The organism is Gemmatimonadaceae bacterium, assembly GCA_016720905.1.
Classification (GTDB): Bacteria; Gemmatimonadota; Gemmatimonadetes; order Gemmatimonadales; family Gemmatimonadaceae; genus Gemmatimonas.
In genome coordinates this window covers 73338-87019 of sequence record JADKJT010000016.1, presented here as the reverse complement: position 1 = coordinate 87019, position 13682 = coordinate 73338, and the positions used below count along the sequence as shown (strand labels likewise).

Sequence of the window (13682 nt, the reverse complement as noted above, 5' to 3'; positions counted from 1 at the left end):
GGCTCATGTGGCCGCCTGAGTGACGCGAACCCGCGCGAAATTGCGTTCTCGGCTGTCGATGCCGAACAACGTGCCGGTGCCGTTCGCACCGTCGCCGGCATACGGCAGCGACACATCGCGAATGCCAAGGTAGGCCTTCATGCTGCGCGCCGCCTTGCGACCCGCCCCCATCGCCTCGATGACCGTGGCCGCACCGGTGACAATGTCTCCACCGGCAAACACACCGGCCACTGACGTGGCGAGCGTGTCGTCGGTGCCGATGTACCCCCGCTTGTTCAGCTTCATCCGGGACGTCTGACCCATGATGGGATTGGCGTTCGTGCCGATGGCATAGACAATCAGGTCCGCGTCGAAATCGAACTCGCTGCCGGCCACCGGCACCGGTTTGCGTCGACCTGAGCTATCGGGCTCGCCCAGTTCCATGCGCACGCATCGCATCCCGCGCACACTGCCCGTGCCGTCGTTCAGTACTGACACCGGACTGGTGAGCCAGTGGAACTCCACGCCCTCCTGTTCGGCATGGTGCACCTCTTCGGCGCGCGCCGGCGCTTCGGTGCGCGAGCGCCGATAGATGCAGTACACTTTCTCCGCGCCCAGTCGGAGGGACACGCGCATGGCGTCCATGGCGGTGTTGCCGGCACCAACCACCGCCACGCGCTTGCCAATGGGCAACGGCGTGTCGAAGTCCGGAAAGTCGCGCGCACGCATGAGATTGCAGCGCGTCAGCAGTTCGTTGGCGGACAACACCCCGTTCAACGAATCGCCGGGAATGTTGAGCATGGTCGGATAGCCGGCACCCACGCCAACGAACACGGCATGGAATCCCATCTCGTCGATCATCTGCTCGATAGTGAACAGGCGACCCACCAACGTATTGCACTCGAACGTGACGCCGAATTTCTTCAGGTTCTCGATTTCGGCGTCAATCACCGCATTGGGCAGCCGGAAATCCGGAATGCCGTATCGCAACACGCCGCCGGGCAGATGAAACGCTTCGTATACCGTGACATCGCACCCGGCCTTCGCCATGTCGGCCGCGCAGGCCATACCGGCGGGCCCTGAACCGACAATCCCCACCTTGAACCGGTTCGGTTCGATGTAGGGAATGTTGACCCACCCTTCCTTGATGGCCGTGTCGCCGACAAACCGCTCCATGCGCCCGATCGCCACCGACACCAGCGATTCGCCAACCGTGCAGACCCCTTCGCACTGGTTCTCCTGCGGACACACGCGCCCACAGATGGACGGCAGCAAGTTGGTGTCGGTCAGCACGTCGTAGGCGCCGCGGAAATTCTTTTCGTTGATCTTCTGGATGAATCCCGGGATGTCGATCCCCACCGGACAGCCGGACACGCACGGCTGGTCGGGACACATGAGACAGCGCTCCGACTCGCGCAGGGCCTCTTCCACTGTGTAGCCGCAGGCCACCTCCTCGAAATTCTTCGCACGCCATTGCGGATCCTGTTCACGCATGGGGGTGCGTTCCTGGGGAATGGTGCGGATGGTCTTCTTCTTGGCCATCGCTCAGCCTCCCAGCGAGAATTCAGTGAGATCGGGCAATTCATGCAGGTCACTTTGTGACGCGCCGCCCTTGGCCAGTTCGTCCAAGGCGCTTGGGCCAACCTGCCGCGTCATGCGACAGCTGTCGGTCCAGCGCTCCTGCGCGGCCTTCTCGTCCTTGGTGTGACGCTGCAGCCGCAGCATCAGATCGTCGAAATCCACCAGATGCCCGTCGAAATCGGGTCCATCCACGCACCCGAATTTCACCTGGTCACCCACCTTCACCCGACAGCCGCCGCACATGCCGGTGCCGTCCACCATGATCGGGTTCACACTCACCATGGTCTTGATCTTGTAGGGCCGCGTGGTGTCGGCGGTGGCTTTCATCATGATGGGTGGACCGATAGCCACGACCTCATCGATGTCCGGATGCTTGGCAATCGCCACCTTGATGCCATCGGTGATCAGCCCCTTCATCCCCGCCGAGCCGTCATTGGTACAGAGAATGAGTTCGTCGCACGCATCGCGGAACTTGTCCTCCCAGAAAACGAGGTCCTTGGTTCGGAACCCAAGGACCGCAATGACATACGCACCGTTCTGCTTGAATCCGCGCGCCTGAGGGAAGATCGGCGCCACCCCCAGTCCCCCGCCAACGCAGAGCACCTTCTTGGCGTGGATCATCGGACTGGGGATCCCCATCGGGCCGACAATCCCGTATAGCGAGGTGCCCACCAGGCACTCCTGTTGCATCTGTTTGGTGGTCTTGCCCACCGCCTGGATAACGAGTGTGATCGTTCCCTTTTTGCGGTCGAAGTCGGCGATGGTAAGCGGAATGCGCTCGCCATGCTCGTTCAGCATCACAATCACGAACTCCCGGGCTTGGCGGCTTTGGCCATCAGCGGGTGGCGTACCTCCAGCAGGAACGTGACATCGGAGAAGTCCTCGCGGGTCACGATTTCGTAGTTCGACATGGCGATCACCTTTTCGGGCGGATGGTGTAGCTCCGCCAGAAGCCTTGTCGCGTGCACACCCCTTTTCTGTAGGGGTTTCCTTGGTGTTCTGTCGGCGGAGTTGAGCGCGTCCTCGACCGGTCGGGAATCATTGAACCGCAGGGCGCGCAGGGGCACAGAGGACGGCCCCCAAGTCACAGCCACAATAGTCCCCTGCGGCCCCTGCGTCCTCTGCGGTTCAATGTGTGCTTTTTCAGGCGCGCTGGACCTTTAGACTCGGCCCCCTATTGACGAGTACCACAATGCGTGCAGAGTTCCGCCATTCACCGCTCTCACGAGGACGTTATGCGTCGTTCGCTGCTGCTCGCGCTGGTATTGCTCCCGCTGTCCGCCCAGGCGCAAAAGCGCGCCATGACCTTCGCCGATCTTTCCGCCGTTCGCGTGGCCGGAGATCCCCAGCTGTCGCCGGACGGCCGGACGATCCTCTACTCAGTGCGGACGACCGATCTGGCCGCCAACCGCCGAGCCGGGCGCACTTACGCCATCACTGCGACCGGCGGAACGCCTCGTGTCTTCCCCGACGACTCGACAGCCGCCAGCGAGGCGCGCTGGTCGCCTGACGGCAAACGCGTGGCCTTCATCGCGCGCGGCGCGCTCTGGGTGACCGATGCCGAGGGGCATGCGCGTCGATCCATCGTGCAGCTCTGGGGCGGTGTTACGGGTGCCAAGTGGTCGCCCGACGGCACCCGTCTGCTCTTCACGTCCCGGGTGTACCCATCGTGCACCACCGATGCCTGCAACGCCGATTCCGCCAAGAAGGCCGAGTCGAATCCATCCAAGGCGCGCACCGCCGACCGTTTGATGTACCGGCATTGGGACACGTGGGACGACGGGTCGCGGTCACATCTCTTTGTCGTGTCGAGTGAAGGCGGCAAAGCGCGCGATCTCATGCCCGGGGTGCGACTGGAAGTGCCGCCAGCCCCATTTGGCGGACCCGAGGCCTACAACTGGTCGCACGATGGACGCGAGATTGCCTTCACGGCGAAAGCCGAGACGGCGAATGAAGCCTGGGTGACCGACCTGAACGTGTACACGGTGCCCGCCGACGGCGGCGCCCTCACCGTGATCACGCAGGCCAACAAGGGAGCCGACCAGAATCCGGTGTATTCGCCTGATGGCAAGTACATCGCCTACGCCTCGCAGCGACGCGCCGGATTCGAAGCCGATCGCTGGCGTCTCATGCTGCGCAATCGCACGACTGGTGCCACCGCGGACTTGCTGCCAAACTGGGATCGCAACGCTGACGCGGTGCAATTTGTTGATGCGCACACCGTGCTCATTGAAACGAGTGACGCGGGCCGCACCAAACTCTTCCAGGCCGGCATTCCGGCGGCCTTTGGATCGAAGGTGCCATCTGGCGCGGTGGGAATCGCGGCCAGCGCGGCGTCACCGCCCATCCGGTTGGTAGGTGAGCACAATTCCAGTGCGTTCACCTTTGCGACGGCCGCCGGTGCCGATGGTTTGCGCACGATCGCGTTTGTGCGCGACGCCATTCATCTGCCGCCGGAGATTCATGCCGGACAACTCTCCAACACTTCGGTGGTTGGCGAACGCGCCGTGTCTCACGAGAACGATGCGCTGGTGGCCCAGCTCGATCTGCCGGCGGCAGAAGACTATCGTTTCACCGGTGCTGGCGGGGCGAGCGTCCACGGATTCGTGGTGAAGCCGCCGGGTTTCGACCCCGCGAAGAAGTGGCCGGTGCTGTTGCTCATTCACGGTGGTCCGCAGGGCGCGTGGCTGGACAACTGGGGATCGCGCTGGAGTTTCGAACTCTTTGCCGCAACGGGCGTCGCGGTAATTGCGATCAATCCGCGCGGCAGCACGGGATATGGCCAGGCGTTTGTAGACGGTGTGTCGAAAGACTGGGGTGGCAAGGTCTACACCGATCTCATGAACGGGCTCGACGCCGCACTGGCTAACAACAAATGGATGGACTCCACACGCCTGGGCGCCGCCGACGGTTCATTTGGCGGCTACATGGTGAACTGGATTGCCGGACACAATCAGCGATTCAAGGCGTTGGCCACGCATGCCGGCGTGTACAATCTGGAGCACATGAGTGGTGCCACCGAAGAATTGTGGTTCACCGACTGGGAGTTTGGTGGACCCATGTGGGACGCCAACGCGCTGAATACGCAGTATCGTCGCTGGTCTCCGCACCTGTCAGCCGGGAAGTTCCGCACACCCACACTCGTGCTGCACGGCGAAAAGGACTTTCGCGTGCCGTTCACGGAAGGCGTGGCCATGTTCACCGCGCTCCAGCGTCAGGGTGTGCCCAGTCGGTTCGTGGAATTTCCCGACGAAGGTCACTGGATTCTCAAACCGGCCAACGCGCAGGTGTGGTGGAAGGAAATGCAGGGGTGGTTCAAGCAGTATCTCACCGCACCCCGGCAGTAAGTCATGCGCGCACCAACTCGCCTGGTCGCCCTTGGAACTCTTTGCGCACTGATTCACGCCAGCGCGTTCAGTCAGTCGGCACCCAAACGCACGGCAGCGCGAGTGGACTCCCTACGAGGCTTCTCCGCTGCGGCCGCCGGTCGCGAACGCACCATTGAAACAGCGCTCGCGCGTGCCCTCAGCCGCGATTCCACGGGTGAGTACTTCCGGTACCTCACCGACGAGCCACACCCGGCCGGCTCGGTGCGCAACAAGGAGCTGGCCGACTTCATTGCCGACAAGTATCGCGCGTGGGGCCTCGACCATGTGACCCTGCACCGGTACGACGTGCTGCTGCCATGGCCGCGCGAAGTGAGCGTTACGATGACCGCGCCTACTGTGTACCGCGCGTCACTCAAGGAAGACGCGTACGCCCAAGACCCGCATTCGGCGAAGGATGCGGGCATCACCTATCTGGGCATGAGTGCGTCCGGCGACATCACCGGTGAACTCATGTACGCCTCCAGTGGCAATCCGTCCGACTACGATTGGCTGGAACAGCACGGTGTGAACCTTGCCGGCAAAATCGCCCTGGTGCGCTACTCGGTGCCGTACAGCTATCGCGGCTTCAAGGCACTCACCGCCGAAAAACGCGGCATCAAGGCGTTGCTCATTTACTCCGATCCCGCCGAAGACGGGTTCAAGAAAGGCAGGACGTTTCCCGATGGCCCGTGGGGTCCGGAAAGTCACATTCAGCGTGGCGCGCTCACCTACGACTTCATGGTGGCCGGTGATCCGCTCACGCCGGGATACGCGTCATTGCCGGGTGCACCACGCATTAAGGAAGCCGACGCGCTGTCGATCCCGAAAATCATGATGGTGCCCATGTCGTATCGCGATGCGCGGCCTCTGTTACAGGCGCTGGGCGGACCGACGGCACCAGCGTCATGGCAAGGCGCGTTGGGATTCCCCTACCGTGTTGGTGCAGGACCGGCCACGGTGCGCGTGAAAGTGGACATGGACGACGCCACACGCCCCATCTGGGTGGTGGAAGGCCGTATCACCGGCACCGACGAACCGGACAAGTACGTGGTACTCGGCAATCATCGCGACGCGTGGGTGTACGGCGCGGTCGATCCGTCGTCGGGCACGGCCACGCAAATGGAACTCGCCCGCGTGCTGGGCGCACAGGCCAAGGCCGGTCAGCGACCCAAGCGCACCATCGTGTTCGCCAGTTGGGATGCGGAAGAGTGGCACCTGACAGGGTCCACCGAGTGGGGCGAACAGTTTGCCGACGATCTGCGCCAAAACGCCATCGCCTATCTCAACGTGGATGGTTCCACCAGCGGCTCGGATTTTGGCGCGGGGGCGATTGCAAGTCTCAATCCACTGGTCGCGCAGAGTGTGCGTGATGTGAAAGATCCGGTCGCGTCGGGTTCGGTGCTCGATGCCTGGGGTCGTGCACTGCGCTCGGAAAAGACCGAGGCGAATATTGGCGGCGGCGCCACACGCGCTACCTCCGCGCGGCGACCCATCGACTATCCCGGAAACGCGCTGGGATCAGGATCCGACTACACCGTGTTCCTGAATTTTCTGGGGTTGCCCGTCATCGAGATGAGTTTCAACGGACCGTACGGCGTGTATCACTCCGCCTACGACGACTACTACTGGATGACCCACTTCGGCGACCCGGGCTTCAAGTACATGACCACGATGGCCGAAGTGTGGGGCCGTATGGCGTTGCGGCTGGCGAACGCCGAGCACTATCCGCACGACTTCGCGATCTATGCGCAACGGGCTGGTGGGTTCATAGCGGCGCTCGCGGCGCAGCCTGCGGTGAAATCCAAGCTTGACTTCACCGCGGTGCGGGCGGCGCGCGTACGATGGAGCGCCGCAGCGCAGGCACTGGAACACGTGCTGGCGGCGACACTCGCCGCGCCGCCCTCGGAAAACCGCACTGCCAGACTGGCCGAGATGAACGAGGCCATGCGGGAGGTGGAGCAGACACTGCTCAATGCCGACGGGATTCCCGGTCGGCCGTGGTTCAAGCATGTGCTGTACGCGCCCAAGTACACCTACGCAGCCATGACGCTGCCCGGCGTGCAGGAGGCGGTGGACACCGGCGACTGGGAACGGGCGCGGGCGCAACTGGCGATTGTGACGGCGAGGATTGATGCGGCGGCGGCGGCGACTCGGCGCGCGGCGCGGCCGTGATCGTACAACGATGACACGTTCGGGCACGGTAGGACTGGTTGCACTCGGCGTCGCATGCGTGGCGGCGCTGTCCGTGGTGTCCGCTGCTCCGCGAGTCGGAACCAAGGCCGGCCCCGTCGGCGCGGTCAGCGTGGTCGTGCCGGCCTTTGTCGATCATCACGTGCATGTGTTCAACGTAGGCTGGTGGCTTTTGCAGGCGCAGCGCCACGACTTGAACCATGTGTCCGTTGGCAATGCGAAATCCGAAGCCGAGGTGGTGCAGCGCGTGGCGACGGCGGCGGGCAATTCTCGCCCTGGATGGATCACCGGATTCGGCTGGAATCAGGAAGCGTGGGGCACGTCGGTGCTGCCGTCGCTCAACGCAATCTCCACGGCGATTGGCCGTGTGCCGGTCGCTCTCGCGCGGACCGATGGACATGCGCTGTGGGTAAATCGCGCCGCGCTCGATGCTGCCGGCCTGTCGTCCGTTTCAACAGGTGTGCTGCTCGAGCGCGCGGTCGAACCGGTCGTGGCGCGAATCCCCGCGCCACCGGACAGCGACATCGCGACGGCCTGGCGACTGGGGGCCGAGGCTCTCGCCGCGCGTGGTGTGCTCCGTGTGTATGATGCGGGCGTACTGGCGCTTCCCGGCGTGGCGGCGATGAATACCGACTTCGCGAGATATGCAAGGGTGCTCGCTCAGGCCGATCGCCAACGGGCACTGCCGATTGCGATTCATCTCATGATCCCGGCGCCGTCGCGGTACGCCGAGTCGGTACTCGCAATGTCGGCGACAGCGCGGCGACTGTCGCCGAATGTGCGCATCACACACCTCAAGCTCTTCGCCGATGGCGCCTTTGGCAGTCGCGGTGCCGCACTCAGTCACGCGTACGCGGACGATCCGCACACCCACGGCGTGTTGCGCATGACGTCGCGTGAGATCGCGCAATGGGCGCGGCGCGCGCTGGATGCCGGACTCGATGTGGCCACCCACGCTATCGGCGATCAGGCCGTGAAGGAGGTCCTCGACGCGTATGAGATGGTGCTGCGAGAACGACCACGCCTCGTGCCCGGTCGCTTGCGCATCGAACACTTCTCCTATGCGCGCGAGGGCGATTTTGCTCGGGCGGTGCGCCTGGGCGTTGCGCTCTCGGTGCAGTCGAACTTCAACACGCCGCGCGGCGTGTCGCCCACTTTCGCCGAGCAACGACTCGGTGTCGCCAATGCGCCTCGGGCCTACGCGTGGGACCGGCTCGATAGAATGGGAGCGTTGCTGGTGGAGGGCTCCGATTACTTCGGCGAGCCCGGCGCGCCGATGGCGGGAATGCAAGCCGGGTTGACCGGCATCAACGCGATTGGCGACCGCGGTGATACGCCGGCGGTGCGTATGCGATTGATCGGACTCACCCGCGCGTGGTTGGCCCCAGGTGGCGGGCTCGAATTGGGCGGCGGTGATTCCGTCGCGCTATCCGGGGATCCGCTCGCGGTGTCGCTCGACTCGCTCCGCGGCATACGCGTGTTGTCCGTCCAGCGTCGAGTGACACCACCGGGACTGTCCCCGGCACGGCGCATTCGCTGATCAGAGACCGATCACCGCTGCGAGTGCACCGTCGGAACGCCGCGCCGCCGGGCCAATTCACCGTTCCAGGTAATTCCCCTCGTCAATTCGAGCTGGCAACGATTCGAACATCCGATCGGCAGCGATCTCAGCAATGCACGCATCCGTCCCACCGACATATGTCCATGCGTAGTCGATCTCTGTTGCGACACACCATGATCGATCGGCTGGCCACCAGAGGTTCGGGGCGCGGTAGGAGCGCGAACCATGAAATTGGAACGTCCTCATGACCGCGCTGAGCGGACGCTGGTACAGGTAGAGTCGACGCAGGAATGGTAAATCCATCATGCCAATTTCATCAGGGGGATAGAGGACACCACCGTAGCCATCCCAGATCCCAAGAATAGAACTCGCTGGTGTTTGAGTGTGCTTAGTCAGGACGCTGACAAGGCGCATGCATAAGCCGCCTGGCAACGACCCAATGCCCGGCGCACGCTGCCACATGGCGGTGCCGCCGTGCTCGCGCTCCTCGCTCTCGATCGACCCGAATTCCGATGGTAGACCGCCCACTGAAAATCGCCGCATCACCTCTGCCATGGTGCAGCCGTTCGCGGAAGCAATGTCACACCAGAGCACCGGGACAGCGTGGCCATTGGCGGCATGGCGATGAGCTGGGTGAAGGATGCGAAGGTACTGTTCGAAGCCCTGGGGGATACACGTACCGACATCACAGCTCCCCCAGTCCAGCCGCTCAATGACCCAGTCGCAGTCTGTCGGGTGGAGTTTTGGGTGCATGTCAAATGAATGTGAAACGTTCTTGAAACGCCTTTGGCCCAATTGCCAACAGCGCTACGCCGCAATCACCGACACGTGGTACTGCCTGATCGCCGGATCCCGCGTGACCACGGTGAGTCCCTCAACAATCGCCTGCCCAACGAGCATCCGATCAAATGGATCGCGATGAATGGAGGGGAGCGTCGCGACCAGCTCCGCGTGCTCGAACGTGACAGGCAACTCGAGAAACCCGCACTCGGCGGTGGCCTGCGATACCGATCGCTTGCTGGAGATCTTCCCCAGCGACGCCTTGATCGCAATTTCCCAGGCCGACGCGACACTCACATACACATCGTCGGCGTGTTGAATGGCCTCAAGCGCGGCCGCGCTCAACTTTTGCCCGGCGTCCCACCAGATCAACACGTGGGTGTCCAACAACACCCTCACGGCGCGCCTTCAAACGCGTCGAGTATGTCATCGGGCAATGGGGCATCGAAGTCGGCGCTCACGCGCCAGGCGCCCTTCCCGCGACCGGGCACGCGAAGTACAGGCTCATTGTCCATCGGTACCAGCCGAGCGCGTGCGCGTCCCGATTTCATGATGACAATCTCCGCACCGGCATTCGCACGCTCTACCAACGCAGACAAGTGCGTCTTGGCATCGTAGAGACTGACGGCTTCTCGCACCACTTTGGGCTTTCGCGGCACAGGTGTCTCCTGACGGCGGGATGTTGACCCCTCGTAAACTACCCCTTCATGACCACTTTGGTCAAGTGCGCGTCCCCCTCAGCCCAGCTGCGCCACCGGCAAATGCCGCTTGAACGGCACGTCCTTCTCGCGCCCCTCGTCAAACGTCTGCGCGTACCGATGCCCCGCGTACACCGCATGCGCGATGAGCCCCGGCGCCAGCGCATCCCCAATGCACTGCGCCGACTTCACACCGGCCGCCGCCCACTCGGACTGCCTCGCCAACAGCTCGCCGTGCAACACGTCATTCGGTACACGCGCCGTCACACTCACAATCGCGTGGCAGGCGACGTCGTGCTCGGCGCCTGACCAATGGTGCTGCACGCGCACGTGACCGGGGCCCGCCGAGACGATGTTGTGCGTGGTCACCTGCTGCACACCCAACGCATACAGACGCTTCTGGATGTGGCGGAAGTCGAGCGTATTGGAACTCCATGACGCAACGGTGTCTTCCGGCGTGACGATCGTGACCGTACAGCCGGCCTTCACCAGCAGTTCGGCCATCACGCTTCCCAGATAGAACGCGTCATCGTCGAAGATCACCACGTGGCCGGTGGGTACTCGGCCCGCCATCAGATCGTCGGGCGTGAATATGTGGTCACCGAACCCGGCAATCGCCGACCCGTTCGAGCGGCCATATCCGTCGCGACGCCACGAGCAGCCCGTGGCCAGCACCACATGGTCGGCACCGAAATCCAGCACGTCCTGCGCCGCAATGGGCGACTCACGATAGACCGTGACATTCGACAGTTTCTCAATCTGCCCCACGCGCCAGTCGCGCACCCGCATCCACTCGGCCAGCCCGGGCAGTCGCGCTTCCGTGAGCACGCGGCCGCCCAGTTCACGACTGGTCTCGGACAGATGTACCTCGTAGCCACGCTGGCCGAGTGCACGCGCCGCTTCCAATCCGGCAGGCCCGGCACCTACCACCAGGATACGCGCGTTCGAACTCTTCGCGGCAATGCGCTCCGGGTGCCACCCTTTTCGCCACTCTTCGCCCATGGACGGGTTCTGCGTGCAGCGAATGGGGGTCATGGTCATGTCGCCGGTCACGCAAATATTGCACCCGATGCACTCGCGGATGTCGTCAATGCGTCCTTCCTTGATCTTCTTTGGCAGGAACGGATCGGCAATGCTTGGCCGCGCGGCGCCAATCATGTCCAGCACGCCGCGGCGAATCTGATCCACCATGGTGTCGGGTGACGTAAAGCGACCCACACCCACTACGGGCTTGGTGGTGTAGCGCTTTACCCAATGGGTGAACGGCTCCTGATGTCCCTCCTTGGCGAATCGCGAAGGAATGGAGTCGTTGTACCACGCCGCCACATTCACATCCCACAGATCGGGGAGTTCGCCCAGCATGTGGATGACTTCCTGCGCTTCGCTTACCGTCACGCCATCCTCGCCCAGCATTTCTTCCACAGCAAAACGCACTACCACGCCGCACGTGTCACCCACGGCGTCTTTGGTATCTTCAATGATCTCGCGAAACAGACGCACGCGATTCTCCAGCGGTCCGCCGTACTCGTCGGTGCGCTGATTGCGCCGGCGCTGGAGGAAGTGCATGGCCAGACTCAGGTCGTGCCCCGCGTACACGTAAATGAGATCGAATCCCGCGGTTCGTCCGCGAATGGCCGCCTCGCGGTGCCAGCGGCGATACTCGCGGATATCGTGCTTGGTCATCGCCCGCGCCTGATGCGGATAGCCGTATTTCAGCGGCTGATGCGACGGTGCCAGGGCCACTTCGCGCGAGTACAGATTGGACGACGTGGGCCCGTTGTGGGTGAGCTCGACGGCCGCCAGCGCGCCGTGCGCGTGCACACGGTCACACATGAGCGCCAGAGCGGGGATGTCAGCATCGTCCCACAGCCGCGCTTCGACATACGGTGTGACATCACCGCTGGGGTGAATCTCGCATTCCTCCGTAGACACCACGGCCCAGCCGCCTTCGGCCTTTGCTTCGCGCATGGCCGCATGGGCGGCGGGCATCTGGTGGCCCATGCCGTTGCAGTGCGGCACCTGGAAGAAGCGATTGCGCGCGGTGACGGGCCCGATTTGCACGGGCTCGAACAGGATGTCGTAGCGGGGGTCGCGCGGCATGGGGGGGGCATTCGGGGGGACCGTGATTATCGACGGCACGAAGTCTTAACCGCAAAGTTCGCGAAGTACGCGAAGAACTGAATCTAGCTGAAGCAGTTCTTCGCGTACTTCGCGAACTTTGCGGTGCAATCAGCTCAGCTCTGCCATGCTCGCCTCCAGCATCGTCATCGCCTCATCCACATCCGCCCGCGTAATAAGCAGCGGCGGCATGAATCGCACCGTACTCGCCCCGCACGACAGCAGTATCAGCCCGTTGTGGTACGCACGCGTAACCAAATCGTCGCACACCTTCCGCGCCGGCGTCTTGTCGCCAGCACCCGCGATGAGTTCCATCCCAATCATCAACCCGTGCCCGCGCACCTGCCCAATCTGCGGGCACCGCGACTGCCACTCGCGCAAGCGCTGCATGAAGTACTCGCCCACGACTGCCGCGTTGGCCATGAGCCCTCCTTCTACCAGATCGATGGTGGCCAATGCCGCCGCGCAGCACACCGGATTCCCGCCGTATGTGTTGCCATGCGCCCCGCGCTTCCACTGTTCCATCCATTTCTTCTTGGCCACCACGAGGCCTATTGGCATGCCGCTTCCAACGCCTTTGGCCAGGCACATGATGTCGGGCACCACGCCCGTATGGTGCGCCGCGAACATCCTGCCGGTGCGTCCAATCCCCGACTGCACTTCGTCGAAAATGAGCATGATACCGTGACGATCGCAGAGCGCGCGCAGCCCTTCGAGGAACCCTGACGGCGGCACCACGTAGCCGCCTTCGCCCTGGATGGGCTCAATCAGGATTCCCGCCACTTCCTTGGCCGGCACGTTGTGCGCAAAAGCACATGCTCGATGTAGTCGAGCACCGCCTTCCCCTGATCGTCGCCGGCAAACAGCGGGCGATAGTTGTTGGGATACGGCACGTGCGTCACGCCGGGCATCGTGGGAAAGAACCCCGCCTGCTGCGTGTACTTGCTGGACGTGAACGACAGCGAGCCCATGGTGCGACCATGAAAGCCGCCCAGGAAACCAATGAACCGGCTGCGCCCTGTGACATAGCGGGCCAGCTTGAGCGCGCCTTCCACCGACTCCGTGCCGCTCTGGCACATGAAGCTCATCACCGGTTCATCGCCCATGGGCTTGAGGTCGCGAATGCGCTCGCCCAGCCGGATCTGGCCTTCATGCCAGTAATCGCTTGAAATATGAAGGAATCCCTTGGCGGCTTCGCAGATGGCATCCACCACTTTCGGGTGCGAATGACCGGTGCTGCACACGGCAATGCCAGCAGCGAAATCGAGGAAACGATTGCCGTCCACGTCCCACACTTCGGCGCCCTTGCCGTGCGACATCACGAACGGGTAGTCGCGGGGATACGACGGCGACACGACTTCGGCGTCGCGCGCGATCATGGCGAGGGCTTTGGGGCCGGGGAGCGGA

The 13682-nt window shown here is 63.3% G+C and carries 8 protein-coding genes and 2 pseudogenes; 3 read left to right on the top strand and 7 right to left on the bottom strand.

Annotated features, from left to right (window positions below; all coding sequences use genetic code 11):
- Positions 1 to 3: 3 nt before the first annotated feature.
- Together gltA and IPP90_13725 are read right to left on the bottom strand one after the other, a co-directional pair.
- On the bottom strand, positions 4 to 1521 hold the full coding sequence (gene gltA, locus IPP90_13730) for an NADPH-dependent glutamate synthase (GenBank protein MBL0171755.1): 1518 nt from the start codon (positions 1519 to 1521) through the stop codon (positions 4 to 6).
- A 3-nt stretch (positions 1522 to 1524) separates the two neighbouring features.
- Positions 1525 to 2471: pseudogene (locus IPP90_13725) on the bottom strand (sulfide/dihydroorotate dehydrogenase-like FAD/NAD-binding protein).
- Positions 2472 to 2795: 324 nt separating this feature from the next.
- On the opposite strand from IPP90_13725, the gene IPP90_13720 reads away from it, so the two are divergent.
- The 3 genes from IPP90_13720 to IPP90_13710 are packed head-to-tail and all read left to right on the top strand — an operon-like array spanning position 2796 to position 8658.
- A complete protein-coding gene (locus tag IPP90_13720; GenBank protein ID MBL0171754.1) occupies positions 2796 to 4907 on the top strand; it encodes a S9 family peptidase in 2112 nt (703 codons plus the stop codon).
- Positions 4908 to 4910: 3 nt separating this feature from the next.
- On the top strand, positions 4911 to 7100 hold the full coding sequence (locus IPP90_13715; protein MBL0171753.1) for a M28 family metallopeptidase: 2190 nt from the start codon (positions 4911 to 4913) through the stop codon (positions 7098 to 7100).
- Positions 7101 to 7110: 10 nt separating this feature from the next.
- Entirely contained in the window at positions 7111 to 8658 is a 1548-nt protein-coding gene (locus tag IPP90_13710; protein MBL0171752.1) for an amidohydrolase family protein, read from the top strand.
- 57 nt (positions 8659 to 8715) lie between these two features.
- Here IPP90_13710 and IPP90_13705 read toward each other — a convergent pair whose 3' ends face one another.
- The 5 genes and pseudogenes from IPP90_13705 to IPP90_13685 form a co-directional block, all read right to left on the bottom strand.
- Complete coding sequence (locus tag IPP90_13705; protein ID MBL0171751.1) at positions 8716 to 9432, bottom strand: hypothetical protein; 717 nt, start codon at positions 9430 to 9432, stop codon at positions 8716 to 8718.
- 54 nt (positions 9433 to 9486) lie between these two features.
- Complete coding sequence (locus IPP90_13700) at positions 9487 to 9858, bottom strand: type II toxin-antitoxin system VapC family toxin (protein ID MBL0171750.1); 372 nt, start codon at positions 9856 to 9858, stop codon at positions 9487 to 9489.
- Positions 9855 to 10097: a type II toxin-antitoxin system prevent-host-death family antitoxin gene (locus IPP90_13695; GenBank protein MBL0171749.1), complete on the bottom strand. Its 243-nt coding sequence runs from the start codon at positions 10095 to 10097 to the stop codon at positions 9855 to 9857. Before IPP90_13695 ends, IPP90_13700 begins: the two co-directional genes overlap by 4 nt.
- A 99-nt stretch (positions 10098 to 10196) precedes the next feature.
- A complete protein-coding gene (locus tag IPP90_13690; protein MBL0171748.1) occupies positions 10197 to 12257 on the bottom strand; it encodes an FAD-dependent oxidoreductase in 2061 nt (686 codons plus the stop codon).
- A 129-nt stretch (positions 12258 to 12386) separates the two neighbouring features.
- Positions 12387 to 13654 (bottom strand): annotated as a pseudogene (locus IPP90_13685) (aminotransferase class III-fold pyridoxal phosphate-dependent enzyme).
- Positions 13655 to 13682: the final 28 nt, after the last annotated feature.

What these genes read in the sequence shown, in the direction of transcription:
- gltA (MBL0171755.1), bottom strand. Translation starts at nt 1,521, where the DNA reads ATGGCCAAGAAGAAGACCATCCGCACCATTCCCCAGGAACGCACCCCC.
- IPP90_13720 (MBL0171754.1), top strand. Translation starts at nt 2,796, where the DNA reads ATGCGTCGTTCGCTGCTGCTCGCGCTGGTATTGCTCCCGCTGTCCGCC.
- IPP90_13715 (MBL0171753.1), top strand. Translation starts at nt 4,911, where the DNA reads ATGCGCGCACCAACTCGCCTGGTCGCCCTTGGAACTCTTTGCGCACTG.
- IPP90_13710 (MBL0171752.1), top strand. Translation starts at nt 7,111, where the DNA reads ATGACACGTTCGGGCACGGTAGGACTGGTTGCACTCGGCGTCGCATGC.
- IPP90_13705 (MBL0171751.1), bottom strand. Translation starts at nt 9,432, where the DNA reads ATGCACCCAAAACTCCACCCGACAGACTGCGACTGGGTCATTGAGCGG.
- IPP90_13690 (MBL0171748.1), bottom strand. Translation starts at nt 12,257, where the DNA reads ATGCCGCGCGACCCCCGCTACGACATCCTGTTCGAGCCCGTGCAAATC.